Origin of the sequence: Janthinobacterium sp., assembly GCF_031995485.1 — a bacterium.
In the GTDB taxonomy this organism is placed as follows: Bacteria; Pseudomonadota; Gammaproteobacteria; order Burkholderiales; family Burkholderiaceae_D; genus Janthinobacterium.
Genome location: NZ_DAMAGB010000043.1, coordinates 37,847 through 62,756 on the forward strand (window position 1 = coordinate 37,847; position 24,910 = coordinate 62,756).

Genomic DNA, 24,910 nt, shown 5'->3' on the forward strand with positions numbered 1-24,910 from the left:
GCGCGGCGGCGTGCGGCCGCGCTTACTGGATCATGCGAAACTCGATGCGGCGGTTGCGCGCGCGGCCATCGGGGCTGTCGTTGCTGGCGATCGGCCGGTCCGGGCCCTGTCCCGAGGCGGCCAGCAGGTCGCCGTCGATGCCCTTGCCGGCCAGGTAGGCCTTGACCGCCTCGGCGCGCGCCTGGCTCAGGTGCACGTTGCTGGCGCGCAGGCCCTGGTTGTCCGTGTGGCCGATGATGTCGACCTTGCGTCCGGCCAGCTTGTGCAGCGCGGCGCTCATTTCGTCGAGGATGGCGCGGCCGGACGGCGTCAGCGTGGCCTTGCCGCTTTCAAATTCGATGGTGCGGTTGGCCAGCGTGCTGTCGAGCACGTTCTGCTCGCTGGCCGACACGCGCAAGCCGTTGTTGACGGTGTAGGTGGGATTGAGGCTGGTGGCAATGTCGCTGGCGATCTTCTGCCGCTGCGCCTCGTTGGCCACCTCGCCGCGCACGCTGACCACGCTGCCCTCGATGCTGAGCTGGCCGCGCCGGATCTGCTTGAGATCCTGTGTCAGCAGCTTCTGCACATGGGCGTTCCAGTTGGCCGGCTGCGCTACCTGGCCGACGGCGATCTGGTCGACCACCTTGTCGGCGCCGTACAGTTCGCGCAGGCGCGCCAGCACGGCTGCCTTGCCCGCTTCATCGGGCAGGGTGCCGCTGGCCAGCACCTGGCCCGGTTGCGGCGTGGCGGCCGCCGGCACCGAGGGCAGGGCGGGGTTGGGCTGCGACTGGGCGAGGATGCCGGCGGGGGCGCACAGCAGGCAGGCCAGGAAGAGGGGGCGGAGTTGGCGCATGGTCAGGTCCCGATGAAGGCGGCGCGAAACGAGTCGAGCGCCGATTTGAGTGACAGGTTGGGCTGCGACAGGTAGGTCGAGACTTTCTTGACGGCGTAGTCGGCGCCGACCTGCTCCTCGACCCAGGCCAGCTCGTCGAAGGCGATGTGGTGTTCGCGCGCCGCCTGCGGGTCCATGATGGCGTGCAGCGTCAGCGCCGAGGCGCCGCAAAAGCCCAGTACCAGGACATGGCGCTGGTGCAGCGGCGTGATGAACAGCGCCAGTTCGAAGTCGGCGCGCGCCAAAAACGGTGCGATCAGGTGCATCCAGAAGGCGGCCACCAGGTTGCGGTACAGCGGATCGGCCGGCAGCGGCAATTCCAGGCTCTTTTCAAGCCGGCTGGAACTGCTGGCCATGACCGGCTGCAGCAGCATGCCCAGCGCCAGCAGCACCTGGCGCACCGAGCCGCGAAAACCGGTCGGCGCCAGCAGCGCGTCGAGCGCGCCCACCGTCTGCATGTCGAGGAAGTCGTCGAAGGCGGCGTCGTACGCGCTGCCGCGCAAGTCCAGTTCGATGCTGGCGCCGGTCGCGGCCTGCAGCGCGGCGGCCGCTTCGTCGCCGCGCATGGCGCTGCTGAGCGCATCGAGCCGCTTCCACAGGCGCGACAGCACCAGCGGGCAGGTCGGCACGAAGCTGGCCGGCTGGCTCACGTCCATCGTGCCCATCATCAGGAACGGGAAGCGGCGCGACGAGGCGTCGCTGCTGGCGGCGATATGGCCGGCGATCGCGCGGCCCCGGCGCGGCCCGATGAAGGCGAAATGCAGCGGCGGCAGCGCATCATAGGTGAGCTTCCAGCGGGCGTCGGCGCTCATCAGGTCCATGGCGTTGGCGAGCCAGTCGTCGAGCAGCTTGAGCAGGGCCGGATTGTCGCCGTGCTTGATGAAATCGCCGCGGCCGGGAATTTTGCCGAAGTAGCCGATCTGGGTAGTTGGCAAACGGCTCATGGCGTGTTCCCGGCAATGGCGGTGGCGGTATCGGGCACGCTGCGCACCACGGCCTGCGGCAGCTTCAGGCCGCGAAAGCCCTGGCCAGCGGCCGCGCCTGGCGCTGGCGGCGCGGCTGCGGCGATGATCTTCAGGTTGGCCGAGACGGTCACGCCGCTGTTTTCCCAGCTCAGCTCAAAGACGCCGCCTTCCTTGCGCGTGCGCCTGGCCGAGTCGATCATCTTCTTCAGGCCGAAGTGGCCCGGTTCGTTCAGCAGCACCACCGTGCGTCCTTCCGGCGTGATGGCGGTGATGCGCGAGCCGGGCACGCCTTGCGGATTGGGCCAGACCATGTGCACCCACGGCTGCGGCTGGCCGCGCCAGCGCAGCGCCTGGCCGTCGATTTCGATCGTGTATTCGCTGGCGCCGGGCGCGCCCAGCGCCTGCAGGTCGAAGCGGGTTTGCGCCTCGGCCGCGCCGGCCGTGGTCGCCACGCCATTGGCGCTGAGCGGCGCGATCCAGCCCGGCAGGCTGGCCACCACCGGCGGCGCCAGGCTGATGCCCATGGTGGCCCAGGTGCGCGCGCTGATGGCGTCGCCGCGGCGCACCACCAGCGGCCCGATGGCGCTGCCGAAGAACTTGGCGATGGCGCCTTCCGGACCGAAGACCTGGCCGATCTCGGCGTTGCTCGCTTCGCTGCGCGAATCGGCCGCGAACGGATACTTGGTCGCCAGCGTCTTCTGGAACGGTTCGAGCACCTGCGCCAGCCAGATCTTGTTGATCTCGGTCTCGGTGGGCTCGATGATGACGGCGAAAGTCTGCATCAGCGGGCGCACCAGCAGCGGCCGGATCGTCTGCTTCTGCGCGTCGCTCATGCCGGTCAGCATCTGCTCGTCGACATACTTGAGCGCGTCGGCCAGTTCCGAGCCGCTGCCGTCGAGCGTCTGCTGCATCAGCTGCTTGGCGCCGGGGCCGGTGTCGCCCTGGTTCTTGATCTGGTTGAAGCGCACGCGCAGCTTGGACAGCGCCGCCAGGTAGCCGCGCATCGGCGAAGCGTCCTTGTCGCGCGCCACCACCAGGCGCGCCACGCCGGAAAACTCGCGCCCGACCGGGCCCATCGGCACTGCGGCCCCGGCCGGCGCCTGCGCCGACGCCGGTTTCTGGCGCAGCACGGTTTCCCTGAACCAGTCCATCGCGCCGCGCTGGGCCCGCTGCAGCCCCTGTCCCAGCAGCGAAGGATTGTCCCACGACGTTTCCTGGTACACGGTGTTGATCAATTTGTCGAGCGGCGACGATTGCGGGTCGCCCAGCCGGTTCATGGCCTGCGCGGCGCTGTCGAACCCCTGCAGTTCGCGGATGCTCACGCCCTGCAGGAATTTCTGCCACTCCTTCGCGTAGTCGTTCTTGTACAGCTCGACCAGCGCTTTCTGGATCTGCTCCGGGCTGCCTTCGAGCGTCAGGTCGTCCTTCGACGCCGTCTTCAGCACCCAGTCGGCGCTTTGCAGTTCGCGGTTGGCCGCTTCCTGGAACGCCTGCTGGATGTACTTTTCCCAGGCGTCGCGCGTAAAGGTGCCGGCAATCGCGTAGCTGCCCAGCACCAGTTCCTTGTCCTGCTCGCCGACGATGCGCGCCACCGTCACCGACGGGAAGCGGGTCGCGGCGCGCGCCTTGACGTCGGCATACACGCGTTCGCGCGCCGGCATGCCGCGCACCACGCGCCGCAGGCTGTCGCGCGTCTGGTCGACCAGCGTCAGCTTGCTGTCGATGCGGGGCCAGGACGGATCGTCGATCTGCGTCAGGTAGAACGAAATCATGCGCTCGGCGCTGCGTATCATCTGCTCGCGCGGCATGGCGCCGCGGTTGGCATCGAGCCAGCCGCGCCAGTAGCGCGTCAGCTGGTCGTTCAGGTGGCTGGCCTCGGCGCGCGACTTGTCGCTCAGCATCAGATAGGTTTTCAGGCCGTTATAGGCGTCCTCCACGTTGGCCGGCGCGGCTTCCTTGAACTGCTGCGCCGTCTGGCCGGCCGGCGCTGCCGGCGTTGCCGCTGCCGCCGCAGGCAAAGCCGTGGCCGGCGCGGCGGGGGCAGGCGCCGCGCCGGCCATCGGCTGCAGGCGGTCGGCGCTGGCGTTCACTTCCGCCAAAAACGTTTCCAGCGATAGCCCCACCGGCTTGAGCATCACGTCGCGCAATCCTGAAAAATATTCTTCGCGCAGCTTGCGCTCCAGGAAGTCGCCCTGGTACAGGCCCAGGCTGAGCGCCAGCGGGCGCTTGCTGCGGTACGCTTCGAGCTGCTCGATGCGGTCCTGCAGAATTTCCAGCGCTTCAAAACGCGACTGCAGGTCCAGGCGCTTGTCCTGCACCCGGATCGCCTGGTCCAGGTCGGCCTGGACATTGGCCACCAGCTGGCGGTTGGCCAGGTAGGACCAGCTCCAGCCGCCCAGCGCCAGTCCCGCCAGCGCCACCGCGGCAAAAAAGGTGGCGTAGCGCAGGCGGGTCTTGCGCGGGCTGGCGTACTGGGTCACCAGGTCCTTGTCGGCAAAGATAACCTTGCGAAACAGGTTGAGCAGGAAGTAGCCATGCTGGTCCTGCACCGCGGCATCGGCCCGGGGCTGCAGCTTGAGGTCGAAGCGCTGCGCCACGCGTTCCGACGAGGCCGACACCGACGCGCCTTCCTGCAGTGCACTGGTGAAATAAAAGCCGCGGAACACGGGTTTGAACTGGAATGGATTTTCCTCGAACAGGGTGGCGACAAAGGTGCGCAAGGGGCCCTTTACCGAACTGAATTCCAGCGGAAAGGTGAACACGCCGGGCGGCATCTGCGCGCGTCCCAGCAGGGCCATGCTGGCCAGGCTCAGCTCCTTGAGGCCGTCGTACAGTTCATCGAAGCGCTGGTCGAACTGCTCCAGCACGTCCTGCCGGGAATGGCTGACGCTGTAGGGCAGGGTGGCGCCCCAGACCTTGTCGCGTTCGCTGCGCTCGGCATCGTGGAAGAATTCGCTGAAGCCGGTGATCAGGTCGGCCTTGGTAAACATCACGTAGACCGGGGCGTGGACCTCCAGCTTGTCGGTCAGTTCCTGCACCCGCTGGCGCAGGTTCTTCGCCAGTTCGATGGCAAATTCGGGCCGGCTGCCCGTCAGTTCGGCTATGCTGACGGCAATGATGATGCCGTTGATGGGCGCGCGCTTGCGGTGTTTTTTCAGCAGGCCGAGAAAGCCGAACCATTCGGCGCGGTCTTCGTCGTTGACGCTGTAGCGGCCGGCGGTGTCGAGCACGATGCCGTCGGTGGTGAAAAACCAGTCACAGTTGCGGGTGCCGCCCAGGCCCTGCACGATTTTGCTGTCAATAAATGGAAACTGCAGGCCCGAATTGGCGATCGCCGTGCTCTTGCCGGCTGCCGGATTGCCGATGATCATGTACCACGGCAGTTCGTACAGCGCCGCATCGCCCGACAGCTGGCCCAGCTTCGAGGTCTTGATGGTGCGGATGGCGTCGAGCATGCGCTTGCGGATGGCCTCGGTTTCCTCGCGCTGCACCGCCCCCGCCGCCGGCGCCGCCCCGGCCGCCTGCTGTTCCAGCATGCTGCTGAAGCTGGCGCCGTCGCGCCGGCGCCGGCGGCGGCGCAGCCACCAGAGCGCGGCGCCCAGCAGCGCCAGTGCCGCCAGCACGGGCACGATGCGCAGCAGGGGCCATTGGAAAATCAGGGCGCAGGCCACGAGCAGCAGGACGATCGCGGTGCTGCCGAGAAGGATCAGGCTGAAGCGGCTGGTAAGGAGTTGCCAGAATCGTTGCATCATGGTGTAGTGGGCAAACCGTTAATGTGCATGGGTGGAAGAGCGTCAGCTCGGGAGACTGCCTGCCTCTGTGGCAGGGCCAACGACGAGCGCACTGCGCTGCAGTGGATCGAGGTTGCTGATACATAAAACGTGTGCTGCATGGTCGGATGCTTGCTGCTGCGCCAGCGCCAGCGCCGCCAGCGCCGCCACGGGGCCGCTGTGGCCGCAGGCGGCGCCCACGCACCATACCTGGCTGGACAGATCGAGTTCCGGCAGCACGGTGCCGCCGCCGTTCATCAGTTCGAACATCCGGCTGGCGCGCTGGTCGGTGTCGGCACTGAGCAGCGTAATGGCCGCCGCGTCGATGCCGGCCAGCGCCAGCGCCTGCCGGGCCAGTTCGGCAATCGCGGCCGCATCGCCGCGCGTGCCTGCGGCGGAGCCTGCCGTGCTGCCGGCCACGCCCACGGCCGCATGCTGCAGCAGCACCGGCGCACCGGTGTCGAACGGCGCCGCTTCGGCGGCGCTTGCCAGCAGCAGGCCGGCCGCGCCTTCGCCCGGGATCTGCCCGTCGCCCTGGCTGGTGCCGAACAGGCGGCCGCTGCTGGCCCACTCGTGCACGCTCATCTCGCCGATGTGGGACTGGCAGGCCAGCACGATATGCAGGCCGCATGGCCGCTCCTGCGCCGCCAGCGCGGCGATCTGGTTGAGCAGCGCAAACGGGACTGGCGGCGCGGCGGCAGGCTCGGGCGCCAGCGGCGCCAGCTTTTCTGCCGGCCAGCCTTCATCCTGCGCCAGCTGCCACAGCCAGGCGCCGGCGGCCTGGCGCTGCGCACCGCTCCAGCCGGCCGGCAGCAGCAGCTGTAGTTGCAGCGTTGGCAGCGCCACCGTGCCGCGCGTCGCCGGCATCTGCTGGCGCCACGCAGGCAACAGCGGATGCAGCACGATTGTCTGCATCAGCTCGATCAGTACCTCGCTGCCCAGGCTCAGCGCGCGCAGGTCTTCGGGGTTGTACGGGAACGTTTCGGCGTCGAGCCCGGGCTGCGGATGGGCGCGCAGCCAGCTGGCCAGCAGTTGCTGTTGCAGCTCTTCGTCGACTTCGGCGACCTTGCCGCACAACATGGGATAGCCGTCAGCGTCGCACAGCTGTCCATCCAGCGCAGGATGGGCCTGTTTCGCCTGCAGGGCGGCGGCCAGCGCCTGCGCCGTGGCGCCGCCCGGCATGCGCAGCGCGGCAGCCACCATCTGCAATGGCGCCACGGGCGGCGGCGCCGAGGCAGCCGCCGGTGGCGCCTCGGCGGTGGCAGCGGCCGCTGCCGGCGCCGGAGCGGCACGCGTCAGGCGGACCAGCAGCTTCTTGCCCAGCCAGCCAGCGGCCAGCAGCGCCAGCGGCAGCCACAGCATGGCGTTGGCCAGGTCGGCCGTGCCCGGCACGCGCGTGCCGGCGCGCCAGTACCAGATGGCGCCGCCCCAGCACAGCGCGAAAACGCCCGCGACCAGCAGGCCGCGCCGCAGCCAGGCGCGCATCAGCAGGCTCCCCGCTGCAGAGGGCGGGTGCTCATGCCTGATCCGTTGTGGCTTGCTGGCTGGCGATCAGCGTCGCGCCGCAGGCGGTCAGGTCGCCATGGCGCGCGACGGGCTTGCCGTCGATCACCAGGCCCGGGTCGCCGCTGACGATGGGGCAGACCCCATGGCCTGGCAGCGGACAGGACACCTTGTCGCCCACGCGGGCGATGCCGATGCCGCCGCTGTCGCTGGCGCCCGATGCTTCCAGCACGGTGCCGCCGTGCGAGGTTTTGTCGCCCAATCTGATTACCGGACCGGCCATGTACGCTCCTGTCAGTTCTTCTGCATCACACCGGCCAGACGCAGCTCGGTGTGTCCGAAATCCATCATTTTCCAGCGCCCACCCCAGGTCATGCCGACCGATTCTGCCACTTCGCCATACAGCTGGTAGCCGCGCATGGCCCAGGGGTCTTTTTCTGAAATGATCAGCTTGCCGTTGCGCAGGAACGCGCAGTCGGCGGCCAGGCCGTACTGGTGCCAGCTCTGAAACGCGCGCGCATTGCTGACGCTGGGGCCGAGAGCGGCCAGCATGTTTTGCCGGTCGGGACTGCGGTAGCCTTCCAGCAGCGCCATTTCATAGCCGTGTTTCTCTTTCATGATCTTGAATACCAGCAGCAGGCGTTGCGCGTACTCGGCGTTCAGCAGCGACCAGTTGCGGCTGGCCGACACCAGCATGGGCCGCGCCTGCTGCACTTCTTCGGTGGCAAACACGAGGGGCGGCAGGTCGAGCGGCGGCACCAGCTGCTCGCCCTGCAGCAGGGTGGCAACCTGGGCGTTGATTTCACGCGTCGAGGTATCGTAGCCGCCGAGCAGATGTTTGCCGCCGGCCATCAGGGCCAGCGCCGTGGGCAAGCTGATCACGGCCAGCGCGGCCAGGCAGAGCAGGGAATGCTGGCGCAGCCACGCGGCGGCGCGCAGGCTGGCGGCGATGGCGCGTGCGTACGTGCCGGCCAGCTCCGCCTGCCGGCGGCTGGCCAGGCGGCCGAGACAGGCGGAAAAGCGCTGCTCCGCGCCGGCCAGCGAGTGCATGACAAAATCGCGGCCAGCCGGAAACAGGGCCAGCCAGCTGACCAGGCAGGCAAGAATGAAATAGAGTGCTACCGCAATCAGAAACACACTAACCTCCATCAGGAGTGTTGGGCTGCAAGGAACGGTGCTGTCGATGGCGCTATGTCACAATGGGCCATGGATATTGCTCTGAAGTATATCTTACGAAACTGATAATTAAGCCGCCCTGATTTCAATTGTGCGGGGGGTGCGCACAGTTGATTTTATGGCACGCGTCACGCTTTTGTTGAATAGCGTAAAGTCTCGCCAATATCACGGGAGATTACTTTGCGACCTGATGAAGACAGCCCCAAACCGCCGCCCAGACCGAGTCTGCTGACGGCTGCGCAGCAAGCCGAAGCAGATCGGCACCGCATCCTGACCAGGCTGGAAGGAGGGCGCACGGCGCACCCGGCGCTCGCCGCGCGCGGCCGCGGGCGTGCCGTGCGCTACGGCGCCATGGCGGCGACAGCCCTGCTGTTGCTGGCGGCCGGCGGCTGGCTGGGACAGCGCACGACAGACGAGCAGGTCGGCTCCGTGGCAACGCCGGATCTGCCCGGGGGGGCCGCGCCGCCGGTTGCCGCCCGGACTGCGCCGGCGCCAGTGCCAGCCTCGGCGCCAGCGCCAGCGCTGATCCGGGACGAAGCGCCGGCCGCTGATCCGGCGCCCCGGCAAAGCCTGAGCGAGATGCTCGTTGCCGGCGCCGCGCCACCGCCTGGCGCGGACAGGCCGGCGGCCGGCGTGCTGAGCAAGGCACTGGAACAGCCATCGCCACCGGCAAAAACGTCACCGGCAAAAACGCCGCCCAGGCAGCTTGCCCGCGCGGCGCCGGCGCCGGCAAAAAAATCCGCAGCCAAGCCTGCCGCGCCAGCGGCGAACCGTACCGAAGACCGCGACCTGGCCTTGCTGACCGCCTTGCTGGCGCATGCCCAGGCCGCGCCTGCCAAGCCGCAGAAAGCTGCCGGCGCGCTGCAAGCGCAGCTGGACCAATGCGCCAAGCTGGCGCCGGATGCCGCCGCCGCATGCCGCACGCGCACCTGCAAGGGGCGCGGCGCGGCCAACCCGGCATGCCAGCCTGCGCGGCTGGCGGCAAAGGAGACGCCTTGAGCGCCGCCGACCAGGTGCATGCCTCGCTGGCCGGCTTCAGCAGCGTCACGCGGCTGTACGAGCTGACGCTGGCCGACGGCGGCGCGGACCTGCTGCTGGTCGAGGCGTTCGCGGCCGACGAGCAGGTGCAGGCGGTCGGCGCGCGCGACATCATCGTGCTGTCCACCAACGCCAATCTGGCGCTGGCGCCCCTGCTTGGCATGCAGGCGACGCTGCACGCCAGCCTGGCTGACGGCCGCCGCGCCGTCTTCAGCGGCCATATCAGCGAAGCGGCCATGCTCGGCAGCGACGGCGGCCTGGCGCGTTTCCGCCTGCGCCTGACGCCGTGGCTGTGGCTGTTGAGCCAGGTGCGCAACAGCCGCGTGTGGCAGGACAAGCGCGTGGCCGATCTGGTCGACAGCGTGTTCCAGGGCTATGGCGCGCACGCCAGCTGGCGCTGGAGCGATGATTGCCGGTCATTCCTGGCGCAGCTGGCGCCGCGCAGCTATTGCTGCCAGTACCGCGAAACGGATCTGGCGTTCATCACGCGGCTGCTGGGCGAAGAAGGGCTGGCCTGGCGTTTTGAAGAGCAGGACGGCGGCCATTGCCTGGTGCTGTTTGCCGACAGCACGGCCCTGAGCGCGGTGCCGGAAGACCCCAGCAGCGCAGCCGGCGGCGGCATCCGCTTCCACGGCGCGCGCGCCATGGAACAGTCCGATACGGTGCAGGCGCTCAGCCGTGGACGCTCGCTCGGCACCGCCATCGCAACTGTGCTCAGCTACGACTACAAGGCAAAAAAATCGGTCACGGCCAGCGTGCCGACGCGGCTGGCGCCGGGTGGCCCGCATGCCGCCGTGCTGGAGAGCTATGACACGCCCGGCCAGTATTTCTACGCCGATGCGGCCCAGGCCGAGCACTATGCCTTGCTGCAGATGCAGGCGATCGAGGCGCGCAGCGAACGCTGGCAGGCCCGTTCGACTGTGCGCACCCTGCGCGCCGGCACCCGTTTCACGCTGACCCAGGGCCCGCTGCAGCAGGATGGCGGCGCGCCGCCGGCGCTGGCCGTGCTGCGCGTGTGCAGCGTGGGCGTCAACAACCTGCCCGCACCGGCGCGGCAGGGCCTGGCCGAACTGTTCGGCCCGCTGCCCGAATTGCTGCAGGAAACCCTGGCCAGCACGGTGCTGGCGCCGCAGGAGATTGCCCATTTTGAAGAACTGATCGCGCAGGCCAGTGCCAGCGGCTACGCCAACCATATCGAGGCGATCGCGGCCGATATTCCGTGGCGCCCGGCGCGCGGCAAGGACGAGGTGCGCCATCATCCGGCGCCAACCGCCTTCGGCAGCCAGAGCGCGATCGTGGTGGGTGCCGACGGCTCGGAGGTGGCCAGCGGCGACGGCGAGATCCATTGCGACAGGCTGGGCCGGGTACGCATCCGCTTCCACTGGCAGCAGGACCGCAGCGCGACCTGCTGGGTGCGGGTGGCGCAGCGCTCGGCCGGCGGCGGCATGGGTAGCCAGTTCCTGCCGCGCATCGGCCAGGAGGTGCTGGTGCAATTCCTGGAGAACGATATCGACCGTCCGGTCATTGTCGGCGCGCTGTACAACGGACAAGGCGAGGGCGGCGTCGCGCCAACGCCGGGCGGCGCCACGGCGCAGGGCGCGGCCGGTGCATCCGGCGGCGCCGGCGTGTTCGAGCCGGCGCACGATCATGCGCCGTCGGCGCAGGGCAACCTGGCCGGCGGCAACAGTCCGGTATGGCATGGCGCCGCTGCCGGCAGCGCCGGGCACCGCAACGGCGCGGCCATGTGGGGCGTGCGCAGCAAGGAATTCGGCGCCAGTGGCTACAACCAGCTGTTGTTCGACGACACCGATCAGCAGGGCCGCATCCAGCTCAAGAGCAGCCATGGCGCAAGCGAACTCAATCTTGGCCACCTGATCCATGCGGCAGACAATTATCGCGGCAGCCTGCGCGGCATCGGCGCCGAACTGCGCACCGATCATTACGGCGCCGTGCGCGCCGGCGCCGGCCTGCTGCTGTCAAGCTACCTGGCCAGCCACGACGCCAGTGCGCGCGATCCGGCCGGCGACAACGCGCCGGGCATGGTGTTGCTGAAACAGGCGGCCAAGCTGGGCGAGACCTTCAGCGCCGCCGCCACCACCCACCAGGCCGTAGCCTACGCCGCGCATCTGGGCGTGGACCGGGCCGATTCCAGCGTGCTGGACGAAAAGGCCGCGCCGCTGCAAGCGTTTTTGACGACGGCGTCCGGCATGCTCAGCGAGCAAAACACGGCGGCGGCCAGAAGCGACGCGGCCAGCAAACCCACCAGCCCGGACGCCGGCAAGCTGCCGCACAGCAGCGACGCCATCATCGCCATCTCGGCCAGGGCGGGGCTTGGCGTGCTGGCCGGCAAGGATATCCAGCTGGCGAACGGCGAAACGATATCGCTGATGAGCGGGCTCGACAGCCAGTTTGTCGCTGGCGGCCAGCTGCGCGTGCACAGCGGCCAGGCGATCGGCGCGCTGGGCGGCGTGGTCAAGGCGGGCGACAACAATCTCGGACTGGAAATCATCGCCGCCAAACAGGCGATCGAATTCGAGGCGCAGGCCGACGTGCTCAACGTGCAGGCGCGCGACGAGGTCAAGCTCGTCAGCGCTGCGGCGCACATCGACTGGGCGGCCGCGAAAAGCATCCGCCTGTCGACGGCCGGCGGCGCCAACATTACCATCGACGGCGGCAACATCACCGTCCAGTGTCCCGGCAAGATCACGATCCATGCCGGCAAGAAAAGTTTTATCGGTCCGGACAGCATGGCTTACGCGATGCCTGGTCTGCCCAGCAGTATTTGCGTGGACTGCCTGAAAAAAGCCTTGCTGGCCGGTTCCGCCTTCACCATGGCAGGATAAACGATGCTCACTGCACTCTATGCCGATGATTGGCTGGTCCAACTGGCTACCCTGGAACGCGCGGCGCGGCAGGCGCAGGCGCAGCTCTACCTGCTGCTCGACAGCGCGTTCCTGCCGGGACTGCACCGCAAGCTGGCCGCGCTGTCGCCATCGCTGCTGTTCGAATCGCTGCCCGGCTGCGATGAGGCCACGCGCGACGTCTCGCCCTTGCTGCTGGCCTGTCCCGCCGCCGATGCCCTCGCGGCGCCGTGGCTGGCGCGTTGCAGCGGCTGGCCCATGCTGAGCGCGATCGCCACGCGCGAGAGCCAGGCGGAACTGGCCGCGCGCCTGGCCGCATGGTGCATCGTCGAGGGCGAGGGCCAGCGCTTCAATTTCCGGTTTCCCGATACGCGCCGGCTGCCGGCGATCTTTTCCGCGCTGACCCCGGTTCAGCAGGCGCAACTGGCCGGGCCCGCGCTCGGCTGGTCGCTGATGGGGCGCGACGGCCACTGGCAGGCACTGCCCGTGCCCGGCGCCGGCAGCGGGCCTGCCGAGCGGCCGGTGGCGCTGAGCGACAGCCAGTTTGCCACCCTGGTGGGCGACAGCGAAACCGATGAAATGCTCGAGCGGCTGCAGGGCCAGGGCCACCAGTGCCGCCAGGATCCGCAGCGCGCCTACCGCATCGTGGCCGAGGCGCTGGCCGCGGTGGCGGGGGAGCAGCTTGACAGCTACGCCAAGCTGGCGTGGTGCGCGCGCCAGCTTGCCGCGCAGCAGGCCGCAGCGCCGCCCGGCCAGCCAGCGCGCAGCATGGCGGAGCCGCGATGAGCACGCCAGGACGCACATCGCTGGCGCGCGCGCTGACCCTGGGCCTGTTGCCACTGCTGTCGGCGCTGCCCTTGCTGAGCGCCTGCGCCGACAAGGACGTGCCGGTCAGCATACATGGCGTCAACTACAGCGGCGAGATCTTCCGCTATGCGATCGTTGACCCCGGCAACAAGGACAATCACGGCGGCGGCGAACTGATCGACCCTTACGCCGCCGGCGGCACCATGTGCTGCTACGAGTTGCCCAGGCGCTGGCGGCCCGGCATCCGGGTGCGCGTCGACGCCACCTACTGGCTGCCGCGCAAGGCGGACGGCAGCCTGCCTGAAATGCAGCAGACCCAGGTGCTCGACGTACCTGCCTATGCCGACGGCAAGCCGGGCGAGCTGTGGGTGCTGCGTGGCGCCGACGGCACGCTGGCGCTCGTTTCCAGCGACCTGCAGCCCGACCATCCCGGCTGGCCCGGCAAGGTCAAGGGCTGGCCGGTACCCTCGCTGGCAGCGCGGCGCGCGCGCTCGGACGCCCATATCCGGCATGCGGAGGGCGGCGTCCGGTTGTGGGAAAAGCTGATCGCGCAGATGCAGCGCGCGCCGCTCGAGCATGCGACGCAGGTGTGGGATGCCGAACGCAAGACCGACCCGAAGGCGTTCAGCGATTATGCGGGACCGGATGACGCGCGCTTCCAGGCGTATCTGCGCACGGACTACGCGCGCCTGCTGGCGGAGAGCAAGAACAAAGTGGACCAGTTAAAAAAGGAACGCCCATGAGTTTCCGATTGATCGAGCCCGTCCCGGCGACGTTTGCCAGCGCTGTCGACTTCGATACCGTGTTTTCCGACGTCGAGGCGGCAAAAATACGCAGGGCGGAGCAAGCGCTTGAAAAGTCGGCCGCCAGCCCGCCCTGCGCCACTTGCAAGACCAACCTCTTTTTCGGCTTTTTCTTTGACGGCACCAAGAATAATTACATCCAGGCCGAGGCCGGCAAGAATCACTCGAATGTGGCCCGGCTGTATGACTGCTTCCCCGGTATCGCTCCGGATGGCGTGTTGCCCGATGGGACCAAATGGACCCATGAAAAAGAGTCCTTTTCGCATTTCTTCCGGGTCTATATTCCCGGCGTGGCGTCGCCATTTCCGTTGATCGGCGATACCGGCCTGGGCTTGCAGCAGACCCGGGGCGCCGCTGCCGGCTGGGGCGGCGAGGGCCGTATCCTGTGGGCATTGCTACAGGCAATCAACAACATCCACCGCTATTTTCTGCAAAAGCCCATGCTGTCGACCGACGAAACCAGCAGGATACTGAACCGTATCGTGCTCGACAGGTCGCGGCGGCGCCTGATGAAGCCGCGTGGCCGCTTCGAGCGGGAAATGCCGAACGAAGAGCAGAATCAAAAGACGCGCCTGGAATTTGAAAAGCTCATCAAGCGCCTGCATGACGCCATTGCCGTGCACATGCCCGACAAGGCAGGCAATGTCCGGCAAAAAAATCCCGCCACGGTGATGAAGATCCATGTCTCCATCTTCGGCTTTTCGCGCGGCGCGACCCAGGCGCGCGCGTTTGCCAACTGGCTCATGTCGCTGTGCGCGCTCGACGCCCGGCTGTGCAAGAAGGAAGGCGCGATGACGCTCGGCGGTTTCGAGGTGGCGTTCAATTTTCTCGGCCTGTTCGACACGGTGGCCTCTGTCGGGCTGGGCAACACCCTGGGCAACAGCCTGCTCGGCAAGCTGTTCGACGGCCATGGCAGCTGGGCCGATGCCGAGGACAGCCTGCGCATCCCGCCAGGGCTGCCCTGCCTGCACCTGGTGGCCGCGCATGAGCTGCGGCGCAGCTTTCCGCTCGACTCGATCTCGGTCAGGCAGGTATTGCCCGCCAATTGCGACGAGGTGGTGATTCCCGGCGTGCACTCCGACCTCGGCTGCGGCTATATGCCAGGCGAGCAGGGCCGTGGCTTCGACAAGCTGGGGGCCGACATGCTCACGCGCATACCGCTGATTTACATGTATCGAGCGGCCAGGCTGGCAGGCGTGCCACTGAAGCTCGAGTTTGCCAACGAGGTTGCCAGGGAGCGCTTCAAGGTGGCGCCGGAGACGATCCGGGCGCTGAACGCCTATCTGGCCACCTGCAAGGTCAGGACCGGCAACCTGACCGGCATCATGCGCGAGCAGGGCAAGAACCACATTTTGTGGCACCGGGCGCGGCGCCCGACCGGCAAGGCGCCGCTGGAAGCGACGGCCAGCTTCGGCCGCGCCTCGAACTTCGACAAGAACGACCTGCACAGCGCCAACCTGGAATTTGAACTGGAAATCCGCGCGTTCGAGAAATGGCTGGCAGAAAAAGGCAAGGGTTTCCAGGCCAAGGCGCAGGAACCCGGTTTTGACAACGACCACGACAATGAATGGGAAGAGATCGCGACCTGGTGGAACAGCACGCCGCAGCCCGGCGCCGAGGTGCTCGATTTCTTTGACAACTACGTGCACGATTCGCGGGCCTGGTTCAAGCTGATACCGGGCAATCCCGACAACGAGACGGACCTGATCGAGAAATTGAAAGCCATGAATGCAAAGCGCAAGCGGGTGCAGCAGTACAATATCCGCGAAGCGAAGGCCCATGAGGAACGGCAACAGATGATGGCGCGCACCTATGGCATGAAGTCGACCACCGGCCTGCAGCCGTACACGCCGGTCAAGGATGGCCTGAACGACGCCGAGCGCAAGGCCGCCGAAGAGTTCGAGCGCACGGGCGCGATCCCGCGCATGGCGACGGAAGGGCGCGAACCGTTCGATTCCAGCTGGGCCAGCTATGGCTTGTCCGGCAAGGCGGGCTACCTGCGCTACCGCAAGGTCTACAGCGGCTATGACAGCGTGCTGATATCGAGAAATAACAGCCAGCCGAGCGAGGAGGCGGTCGCCTGACGCGGGACCGTTGCGGCCCCCTGCCATCTGCGCTCAGATCGCCGCGCTGGCATGGCGGCGCTGTTGCCGACGTTTTTCGTGACATGGCAACGATTGCATATGGCTGTGTCACTGTCATATGTGGAAAAACGCCGAGCGTGGCGTTGAGCAAGCGTTCCGGCGACATGATGCGGCGCGGGTCGAGTATCCAGCGCCAGCCCAGGTCGTTGGGCAGGTGGCGCGTCGCTACTCCTGCTCCGCACTCCAATGCCAGATCGTTTCGCCATAGGCCGAATCGTCGAATACCGGCATCCTGTCGCCTTGCGCAAAATAACTGCGGCTGGATAATTTTGCCGGCGTTTCCCAGTAGCCCGTCTGCGGGCACCGCTGGCCGCCTTCAATGCGTGCCACTTCGGCAGCAGGAGCGGTATCGAGACTGGTATGACGATTTTCCCGGCGCAGCTTGCGGCCGTAATCGACCAGATCTGCCGGGTAAACCAGGTGGTCTATATTGCTGTCATCCAGGCCAAGCAAAAACACTGCCGCGCCCGCTTCAAAAGCCCAATACCCGTAATAAGGTGCATACCCTTCCTCCTTGATGCGCAGGTGGCCGTCGTACCAGCGGGGGTGATCCTTCATTGCTGGATACCAATTTTTAAGGTATTTCTTCAGCAGGGTAAGCGACGTGGTATTATTTTTTTCGTAAAATAATGCCAGCAGGGTGTCGTAAGGTTCTCCCAAGACACAAGTGTCCAGGGCGATTTCATCGTCGACATAGCCCCCTATCAACTGCTCAAAAAGTCCATCCTGGCCGCGATGAGCCCGAAAGATATGGATCATGCGCATGATTGAGCGCCGATCGCGAAGCATGATCGCAATGCTCAACAGCTGCAGGGTATTTTCATATTCAAACAGGTTGGAGAAACTCGGTGCCGCCATGTATTCATATGGACCGTACTCCGGGAATTCCAGCGCTGTTTCCTGCTGAAACAGCTGGTCTACCTCATTCCATTTTTCGAATGCATCGACAATTTCCGCTAGGCGCGGCGCCAGTTCGTCCAGCGAGACGCCGGCAGTGTAATCGAGCATCCAGATCCAGAACAGTTCAAGATACAGAAATTGATGAATCGAGCTCTGGCTTTGAGTCGAGGTCGCCACGTTTTTATTTTCATGGCCTCCCTCAATCAGAAGAAACTGGTTGTTTCTGGTTTTAACATACAGATCTTCGTATAAGAACTGCTGGCGACGTCGCTCGTGAAATGGTGGATTTTTCATCGTCAGGTATCCTTTTTGTTGGAAGGGGGTTTTGGCGGTTTTTTCCCGGATTGACGATTGGCCTCGGACGTCTTCGATGACGATTTGATTGAAACGGCACGCCCTTGCGCGACTTTGTCAATTTCGACACTGTCGAACGTATCGGTGATGCCATGCGTTGCTTTATGCTTGTCATGCAATTCAATATTATAGTGGTCGCCTGATGCAAGCAATTCCAGGGTGGCCTCGAGATGGTCGATAATGCCGGGCGCTGCAGTCAGAGAGAGTTTTCCTTTCTGGCGCTTGCCTTCCACGAACGGGTTGGAAGCGGCAGGCGTTCCAAGCATCAGGTATACCCAGCGGTTTTTTAAATTCTTGTCCGATAGCATGGCCTTGCTGTCGAGGCTGGCACGTAACCAGTTTTCTCCCATCTGCGTGCCTTTTTTCGGCTCCCCCAGCAGTGTCCATAACATCAGCTGCCTGTCGTTCAGCGAGGCCGGCGCCTTCGGAATGGCGCCGTTTCCCGTATTGCGTTTCAATCGTGCATGCAGGCTGTAGATGCTTTCGCTGAACTTGGCCTCGATGAACTGGTAGGTGGTGGTATCGGTCTGCCAGATGGTATCGACGCCGGACAGGGTCACCTTGGCCAGGTCTTCCGGCACCAGTTCGGTCGGCCGCTTGTGTTTGCTGTCTGGCCCGACAATGCGCGGGAAGGCGGCGCGCCACTTGCCGTTGACGTTGCCGTGCGGCCATACATTGGTTTTCTTGAGGATATGTTCCATATGGTAGTAGTCGGCCATATGTTCGCCGATCAGGCCGCGCGGTCCGAACTTGATTTCCGCCAGCAACTGCCGGATCGGCCGCGAGGTGCTCCTGACCGGTGCGCTGCCGCCATCGCTGGCCTGGCGGTGCGAGTCGGCTACCGGCTTGTGCTCCTTGCCCTTGCCGTGCGATGGCGGCTGGGTGGTCTTTGCCTTGGCGTCCTGCCTGGCCTTGCCGGCGGCGGGCGGCTTGGGCTGCTTGGGCGGTTTCGGTGGTTTGGGCGGCTTGACCTGCGTGCCGGCGCTGTGCGGATGGGTGGCGCCCGGCTTGTGATTGTGGCGGGCGGCCGGATTGGCGCCGGTGCTGGCGACCATGGCAATTTTTTTCGCGGCCCACACGGCATCTTCGCCCAGCAGATCCTGGATCAGGTCCTGCAAGGCCTTGGCGCCCTGGGCAATGCCGGAGCGGAGCGGTCCGCGCACGGCTTCGACCCGCGGCTTCATGTCGCGCGCCAGGTGCTGCAGGTCCGACGGCAGCCACCAGTGGCTGACCGACAGATAGCTGAGCAGTTCAACGCAGTTGTCCAGCGCGCTCATCGCCGTGCCGATCGCCAGCTGGGTGTTTTGCGCCCACTGGAACGTCTTCAGGAACTTGATGGCGGCGCCCTTGCTCTTGCCCAGCATGGCTTCGATCATCACATTGCCGCCGGCCGCCATGGCACCGGCCTCCTTGCGATACTTGCGCAGGGGCTTGATGATGGTCTTGAACAGGCTGCCCACCTCGGGTATGCAGCCGAACGCGGCCAGCGCCATGTCGACCCAGTCGTCGCGGGTGGCGCGCGACACGCCTTTGCGGCCGACCCGGTAGATCATGCCCGACACGTCGCGCACGTCCATGATCTGGTCGACCACCGGAATCAGCGAGATGGCGCCGCCCACGATCATGGCGGCCTTGCCCTGGTCCTCCTCGAAGTCGCCCAGGATCAGGTCCTTGAAAAATTCCACAATCTCGTCAACGAAGCTCTGGCTCATGGAAGGGGGTCCGTTTTACTGTTTTTCCTGGCCGCGTCCAGCAATGCGGAGGCCTGCTGCAACTGTTGCCGCGCCTGCAGCAGCCGTGGCTCCGGCTCCAGCGGCGGCGCCACCCAGTCGCGCTCGTCCTCGCCATATTCGACGTGGTAGTCGCCAGGCGGAATGTTTTCAAGGCGGGCGTGTCCCTTGCCGTCGAGGATGCCGCTCAGCGAGGTGCCATTGGCAAACGTGATCTTGTACGGCGAGTGCCTGACCGGCTCCAGGTCGCCGTAGTGCAAATTGAGTTCGACCGCGCGCTCGATGTCGGCCGCCTTGGGCAGCGCCGGCAAGGTGGGCTGGCTGCTGGCCGGCCCCGTCAATTCCTTCATGCTGGCGTTGAAGGCCACCTTGCCCGGACAGTGCAGCATGATGTTGCCGTCTTCCAGGCGCAGGTAGGCGCCTTGCGCCGTCATCAGCACATGCTGGCGCGCTGCCACCGTGACGCCACTGGCGGTGCTGGTGACAGTGATGGCCTTGTCTGCCGTCAGGCGCGTTTCGTCGGCCTGGCTTTGCATGCTGACCTTGCCGCTGGCCGCATGCAGGCGGATGCCGGTTTCCTGGTTCGGCCTGGCCGCATCGCCGGCCTTGCCCTGGGTGAACAGACTGATGCCCTTGCCCAGCGCATGCATGCTGTTGCCCTGGGCGCCAAAATTGATGTCGGCGCCGGCTGTCAGGCTGGCGCTGCCGCCTGCCGCCAGCACTGCGCTGGCCGGCGTGGTGGCGGCGATGCCAGATGGGCTCGACAGTTGCAGGTGCGGTTCGCCATACGCGCTGGCCTGGCCCTGGCCGCCGGCCGCCGTCTGGCCTTGCGTCTGCGCTGCCTGGCTGCCGGCGGTGGCGGCCAGCATGGCGGCGCTGTGCTCCATCAGCGCGATGGCCGGCAAGGCGGCTGCCGGCGAGGAGGCGTCCGGCGGCGCCGGCGTTGCCGGTTGCTGCGGCGTTTCCTGCTGCTCCGGCATGGCCGTTGCCGCCGTTTGCTGCTGCCCGATATCGAGCGCGAAATGCTTTTGCGCCTGCTCGGCCAGCGAGGTCTGCAGCTGCACGCTTTCGCGAATCTGCGCCAGCGCTTCTTTCGCGTCCATCTGGTTGCCGGCCGCGTCGCGTGCATGGGCCGACAGCAGCATGCCCTGGCCCGCGCGCAAGGCGGCGCCGTGTTCGGTTTTCAGCTCGGCGCCAAAGCCGGCTGTCGCCAGCCGCTGGTTGTCAGTCTGATGGCGCACATGCCCCAGGTTCAGTTCGTCCGTGCCCTGGTGCGGACCGGCATGGCGCTGCAGCGCCACGCGCGCCTGGCCGGGACTGTCGTCAAATACCAGCTGGCTGTAGGCGCCGGCGCCATGCTGGCTGGCCTGCATGGCCTGGGTCTTGATGCCGGACAGCGCGGCCGGGTGGGCATGGGCGCCGGACTGGCCGGGGAACCAGGCGGGCGCATTGCCGGTCGCCGCGCCCGTGCCCTGGCTGACCTGGTTGTTCTGCGCATCGGCCTGGCCGCGGCCGTTGTACAGCGTGCCGATCACGACGGGGCGGTCGATATTGCCTTCCAGGAAATCGACCAGCACTTCCTGGCCCACGCGGGGCAGGGCGTTGCTGCCCCAGTTGGCGCCCGCCACCGGCGCCAGCGGCGTGGCTACCCTGACCCAGGTGCCGGCGCTGTCGTCGCCGGGCGCGCCGCTGTGGCCGTCGGCGGCCGGATGCGCCAGCCTGCTGTGGCTTTGCGCGCCGCGCTGCCAGTGAAATTGCACCTTGATGCGGTGGTCGCGGTCGGTATGCAGCTGGGCGCCCGCCGGTCCGACCACGATCGCCGTTTGCTGGCCGAACACGGTCGGGCGCGGATGCAGCAGCTGGCCATGGTCGTCGGTGCGGCCGCTGCGGTACGGTATCTTGCTGCGGATGGCATCGATGCGGTTGCGGTAGGGGGGGCGCTGGCCGATCGACTGGCCGGCCGCATGCAGGCTGCCCGCGGTTTCGTCCGCGATCAGCGCGTCCAGCAGGCCCTGGCCAAACCGCTGCAGCAGGCCGCCACCCAGTTCCGCATCCAGGTTGTTGTGCATCAGGTGCACCGTGCGCAGCACCAGGAAACTGCATGCGTCACCGCTGCCGGCCGCATCCGTCTGGGCCTGGCCGCTGAGCGTGAAGGTGGTGCCGGGCGCCAGGGTGCGCACCGTGCCGGCGCCGACAAACACCTCCTTGCTGGCCGTGATCGCCTGCAGCTGCTGCTCGGCGATGCGCTGGCCTTCTTCGCGGCTGGCGTACGCGTAGGCGCCGGGGGTGTCGCGGCTGACCAGCGCGATCGGGTCGGCGCCCGCGCCGCCGGCGCTGGCCGTGCGCAGGCCGCGCGTGCGGTAGTCCCAGCTGCCCAGTTCGATGCCATTGGTTTGCTGGCGCAGCTGCGAACGCCAGCGGTCGATGCTGTCCTGTGGCATGACCGCGCCCGGCTGGGTGTAGGCGATGTCCGATTGCTGATTCGGCTTGAAACTGCCGTTATGGTCGGCGATGACGACCGTATGGCTGCCCAGGCTGGCGCTGCCCGCGTCACCGGCGTGCTCGACATAATAAAACAGCCCTTCCTCGCTCATCAGCCGTTCGGCAAACGCCCAGTCGCTTTCCTGGTATTGCGTGCACAGGCTGCGTTTCGGGTAGCGCGCGCGGTCGAGCAGGTCGAAGCGCCAGGCCGGCGCCAGCCTGCCTTGCCCCTGGTAGCGCGCAAACAGCACCTCAAGGATGTCGGGCACCGCCAGGTCCTGGAAGATGCGGCTGTCGCGCCCATGCGCGAGAAATGCTGTCCATGGCTGCATGGTCAGGTTGTAGCGGGCAAAGCCGCCGTTGGCACCCGCCAGCCCGGCCGCCGTGACATGGCCGTGAAACGGGCGCCATGCACCGGTGGCGGTCAGCAGCTCGAGCAGCACCGGCTGGCCGATCAGCGACTTGAGGGGGATGGCCGCGTCGAGCGAGAGGGCGGCAATATCGAAGCGGCAACCGAGGCCCAGGCCTTCTTCGCCGCGCACGCATTCGGCCAGCAGCTTGTCCGCTCCCAGCGGCGTGCTCAGCTTCAGCAGCCGGGTGGCCTGCGAAAAACCGCCCGCCATTGCTGCGGGGCCGGAAGAGGGTGATGCGCTTGCTCGGGTGGTATCGGACATTGCCTGGCGCTCCGTGTGTCTGATGGTACGGATTTGCAGCTGATACGATAATTTACTTATAAGATTACACCCTAGAAATAATTCGTTGACAAGCACGATTCGATTGAAACGCGTGGCGGACGCTGGCGCCGCACGCGGCGGCAGGGCTTGCCAGCAGCGTTTGGCGAGCCCTGCCATACTGTGGCATACCGACGAACGCGCCGTGCGCGCCAGCCTTCATGAAACCTGCCCTGTTTCCTGCTTTGCCCGGAGTACCAGTCCGTCCGGCGCTGCTCGCCGCCATCGAACGCGACGCCTTCGACTACTTCCTTGCCCAAGTCAATCCCGCCAATGGGCTGATCCGCGACAAGGACAAGCAGGGCTGGCCGGCCAGCATCGCCGCCGTCGGCCTGGCGCTCACCAGCTATGGCGTCGGCGTCGAACGCGGGTACATGACGCGCAGCGACGCGATCGCCCGCACGCTGGCCACGCTGCGCTTCCTGGCCGCCAGCGAGCAGAGCGACTCGCCGGCCGCCAGCGGCTACAAGGGGTTTTATTATCACTTCCTCGACATGGACAACGGCCGGCGTGCATGGGCTTGCGAGCTGTCGAGCATCGATACGGCGCTGCTGATCGCCGGCGTGCTGGCCGCTGCCGGCTATTTTGACGGCGATCTCCGGGACGAGCAGGAAATCCGCGCGCTGGCCGACTTGCTGTACCGGCGGGTCGACTGGCAATGGATGCGGGCGCGCTGCCAGCTGCTGCGCCATGGCTGGAAGCCGGAGACGGGTTTTTTGCGCAAGTGCTGGCGCGGCTATGACGAGGCGCTGATCCTGTATGTGCTGGCGCTCGGTTCGCCCACGTTTCCCATCGAACGGGCCAGCTACGACCGCTGGACCGACAGCTTCGAATGGAAGAGCGAATACGGCATCGATTACCTGTATGCGGGATCGCTGTTCATCCACCAGATGTCGCATGCCTGGCTCGACCTGCGCGGCATCCGGGATGATTTCATGCGTGCACGCGGCATCGATTACTTTGAAAACAGCCGCCGCGCGGCGCTGGTGCAGCAGCGCTACGCGATCGCCAATCCGCTCGGCTTCCCTGGCTATGGCGAACATCGCTGGGGTATCAGCGCCAGCGACGGACCGGGCCCCGCCACGCGCCAGTTCCATGGCGTGCGGCGCAGCTTCAGGGACTATGCGGGGCGTGGCGCGCCGTACGGCATCGACGACGGCACGCTGGCGCCGTGGGCGGTGGCCGCCGCGCTGCCGTTCGCGCCCGAAATCGTGCTGCCCGCGCTGGAACGCCAGCCCGACATTTTTCATGCGTATTCGACGATATTCGACACAGGGCAGGGCAAGCGCTGGGTCTCGCCTTACCGTTTCGGCATCAACGACGGGCCGGTGGTGCTGATGCTGGAAAACCATCTGCATGATTTTCCCTGGCGGCTAATGCGCGGCAATACCTGTTTGCGCGACGGGCTGGTGAAAGCGGGGTTTGCGGGCGGGTGGCTGGAGGAGCAATGAGCGTGCATGCGCTGATATTGGCTATTGCCGCCTGCCGGACCATGCCCCTACCGCCAGCACGGTTCATTTATAAATAGTAATGATTCTCATTTATAATGTGAGGGACTGTGGCCGGGGGCTAGTGGCAAAGGAGGCATGATGGAGAAATTGGTGAGTACCGGGGACATGATCGCGCAAGAGCATCGCGTGCTGCTGAGCGCTTATGCGCGCGCACAGGCGCGTTGCAGCGTGCAGCTGGCCGATCAGGCAGCGCGCATCGCCGAGCTCGAAGCGCAGCTGATGCGCACGCAGGCGCAGATCGTGATCCGCGACACGAAGCTGGCGCTGGTGCGCGAAGAACTGGCGGAACTGGCTGCGGCCGCGCCGGGCCTGCCGACGCGCGTCAAACTGGCGCGCAGGGTCGAGTGGCTCAGCGAGCGCGTGCAGGACCTGATGCGCGAGCTGCTGCGGCTGCAGTGGGTGCCGTCTGCCGCGCTGCAATCCGACCTGCTGGCCGGCGTGCGCAAAAAAGCCGTGCTGTATGTCGGGCGGGCGGTGGCGCAGCCGGCAGGCCAGGCCGGCGCCAACGTGGCGCAGCAGGCCATCGAAGAGGCGGGAGGGCGCTTCCTCCATCATGCGGGCGGCAACGATGGCGTCGACGACGTGGCCGCGCTCGAAGCGAGCCTGGTGGCGGCCGACCTGGTGATCTGCCAGACCGGCTGCGTCAGCCATGACGCCTACTGGCGCGTGCACGACCATTGCCAGCGCACCGGCAAGCAGTGCGTGCTGGTGGATCAGCCGCAGGCCATGCATTTTGTGCGCAAGGAAGCGCTGGCCAGTCAGGTGTAACGATGTCGTGGCCAGGGACGCTGTCTCGTAATATCACGATCGCAGCATCACCGCGCCGCGCTCCAGCCTGAACCGGCTCACCACCTGCGCCAGCCGGCTCGCTTCATCCTGCAAGGATTCGGCGCCGGAGGCCGCCTGTTCGACCAGCGCGGCGTTCTGGCGCGTCACCTTGTCCATCTCGGCAATCGCCAGGTTGATCTGTTCGATGCCCGCTTCCTGGGCCTGGCTGGCGCCGTTGATGTCGCCCATGATGTCGGTCACGCCGCGCACGCTGTCGACGATCTGGTCCATCGTCGCGCCGGCCTCGTTGACCAGTTTGCTGCCGGCCGCCACCTGGCTGACCGAATCGTCGATCAGCGCCTTGACCTCGCGCGCGGCCTGGCTGGAGCGCTGCGCCAGGTTGCGCACTTCCGACGCCACCACCGCAAAGCCGCGGCCCTGCTCGCCGGCGCGCGCCGCTTCGACCGCCGCGTTCAGCGCCAGGATATTGGTCTGGA

At 66.5% G+C, this 24,910-nt stretch carries 17 protein-coding genes and 1 pseudogene; 7 read left to right on the forward strand and 11 right to left on the reverse strand.

What is annotated here, in order from left to right; all coding sequences use genetic code 11:
- Window positions 1–22 precede the first annotated feature (22 nt).
- From RTQ46_RS20795 to RTQ46_RS20820, 6 genes are read right to left on the reverse strand one after another with little or no spacing between them, the layout of a single operon-like run.
- Window positions 23–832, reverse strand: a complete 810-nt coding sequence (locus tag RTQ46_RS20795) for an OmpA family protein (RefSeq protein WP_312439489.1) — start codon at window positions 830–832, stop codon at window positions 23–25.
- Window positions 833–834: 2 nt separating this feature from the next.
- Complete coding sequence (tagF, locus tag RTQ46_RS20800) at window positions 835–1,815, reverse strand: type VI secretion system-associated protein TagF (protein WP_312439490.1); 981 nt, start codon at window positions 1,813–1,815, stop codon at window positions 835–837.
- Window positions 1,812–5,585 (reverse strand): type VI secretion system membrane subunit TssM, encoded by a 3,774-nt coding sequence (tssM, locus tag RTQ46_RS20805; RefSeq protein WP_312439508.1) that lies wholly within the window; start codon window positions 5,583–5,585, stop codon window positions 1,812–1,814. The genes tagF and tssM overlap by 4 nt, the downstream gene beginning before the upstream one ends.
- Window positions 5,586–5,630: 45 nt before the next feature.
- Window positions 5,631–7,091, reverse strand: coding sequence for a hypothetical protein (locus RTQ46_RS20810; RefSeq protein WP_312439491.1), 1,461 nt, complete (start codon window positions 7,089–7,091; stop codon window positions 5,631–5,633).
- A 31-nt stretch (window positions 7,092–7,122) separates the two neighbouring features.
- On the reverse strand, window positions 7,123–7,392 hold the full coding sequence (locus RTQ46_RS20815) for a PAAR domain-containing protein (RefSeq protein ID WP_312439492.1): 270 nt from the start codon (window positions 7,390–7,392) through the stop codon (window positions 7,123–7,125).
- A gap of 11 nt (window positions 7,393–7,403) precedes the next feature.
- On the reverse strand, window positions 7,404–8,246 hold the full coding sequence (locus RTQ46_RS20820; protein WP_312439493.1) for a M15 family metallopeptidase: 843 nt from the start codon (window positions 8,244–8,246) through the stop codon (window positions 7,404–7,406).
- A 219-nt stretch (window positions 8,247–8,465) separates the two neighbouring features.
- On the opposite strand from RTQ46_RS20820, the gene RTQ46_RS20825 reads away from it, so the two are divergent.
- The 5 genes from RTQ46_RS20825 to RTQ46_RS20845 are packed head-to-tail and all read left to right on the forward strand — an operon-like array spanning window position 8,466 to window position 15,878.
- A complete protein-coding gene (locus tag RTQ46_RS20825; protein ID WP_312439494.1) occupies window positions 8,466–9,284 on the forward strand; it encodes a hypothetical protein in 819 nt (272 codons plus the stop codon).
- On the forward strand, window positions 9,245–12,166 hold the full coding sequence (locus RTQ46_RS20830) for a type VI secretion system Vgr family protein (RefSeq protein ID WP_312439495.1): 2,922 nt from the start codon (window positions 9,245–9,247) through the stop codon (window positions 12,164–12,166). The genes RTQ46_RS20825 and RTQ46_RS20830 overlap by 40 nt, the downstream gene beginning before the upstream one ends.
- Before the next feature lie 3 nt (window positions 12,167–12,169).
- Window positions 12,170–12,970 (forward strand): DUF4123 domain-containing protein, encoded by an 801-nt coding sequence (locus tag RTQ46_RS20835; RefSeq protein WP_312439496.1) that lies wholly within the window; start codon window positions 12,170–12,172, stop codon window positions 12,968–12,970.
- Window positions 12,967–13,734, forward strand: coding sequence for a DUF3304 domain-containing protein (locus tag RTQ46_RS20840; protein WP_312439497.1), 768 nt, complete (start codon window positions 12,967–12,969; stop codon window positions 13,732–13,734). Before RTQ46_RS20835 ends, RTQ46_RS20840 begins: the two co-directional genes overlap by 4 nt.
- Window positions 13,731–15,878: a DUF2235 domain-containing protein gene (locus tag RTQ46_RS20845; RefSeq protein ID WP_312439498.1), complete on the forward strand. Its 2,148-nt coding sequence runs from the start codon at window positions 13,731–13,733 to the stop codon at window positions 15,876–15,878. Before RTQ46_RS20840 ends, RTQ46_RS20845 begins: the two co-directional genes overlap by 4 nt.
- A gap of 106 nt (window positions 15,879–15,984) precedes the next feature.
- Here the strand turns inward: RTQ46_RS20845 and RTQ46_RS20850 are convergent.
- The 4 genes and pseudogenes from RTQ46_RS20850 to RTQ46_RS20865 form a co-directional block, all read right to left on the reverse strand.
- Window positions 15,985–16,110: pseudogene (locus RTQ46_RS20850) on the reverse strand (IS1595 family transposase); the annotation flags it as partial.
- Window positions 16,104–17,132, reverse strand: coding sequence for a PoNe immunity protein domain-containing protein (locus tag RTQ46_RS20855; protein WP_312439499.1), 1,029 nt, complete (start codon window positions 17,130–17,132; stop codon window positions 16,104–16,106). The gene RTQ46_RS20855 and the pseudogene RTQ46_RS20850, both read right to left, overlap by 7 nt.
- A gap of 2 nt (window positions 17,133–17,134) precedes the next feature.
- Window positions 17,135–18,904, reverse strand: coding sequence for a hypothetical protein (locus RTQ46_RS20860; protein WP_312439500.1), 1,770 nt, complete (start codon window positions 18,902–18,904; stop codon window positions 17,135–17,137).
- Window positions 18,901–22,077, reverse strand: coding sequence for a type VI secretion system Vgr family protein (locus RTQ46_RS20865; RefSeq protein ID WP_312439501.1), 3,177 nt, complete (start codon window positions 22,075–22,077; stop codon window positions 18,901–18,903). The genes RTQ46_RS20860 and RTQ46_RS20865 overlap by 4 nt, the downstream gene beginning before the upstream one ends.
- A 218-nt stretch (window positions 22,078–22,295) precedes the next feature.
- On the opposite strand from RTQ46_RS20865, the gene RTQ46_RS20870 reads away from it, so the two are divergent.
- Window positions 22,296–23,585, forward strand: coding sequence for a glucoamylase family protein (locus tag RTQ46_RS20870; protein WP_312439502.1), 1,290 nt, complete (start codon window positions 22,296–22,298; stop codon window positions 23,583–23,585).
- 135 nt (window positions 23,586–23,720) lie between these two features.
- Entirely contained in the window at window positions 23,721–24,413 is a 693-nt protein-coding gene (locus tag RTQ46_RS20875) for a DUF2325 domain-containing protein (RefSeq protein WP_312439503.1), read from the forward strand.
- A gap of 33 nt (window positions 24,414–24,446) precedes the next feature.
- On the opposite strand, the gene RTQ46_RS20880 is transcribed toward RTQ46_RS20875, so the two are convergent.
- Window positions 24,447–24,910: methyl-accepting chemotaxis protein (locus RTQ46_RS20880; protein ID WP_312439504.1), on the reverse strand; the 464-nt coding region annotated here is incomplete at its 5' end.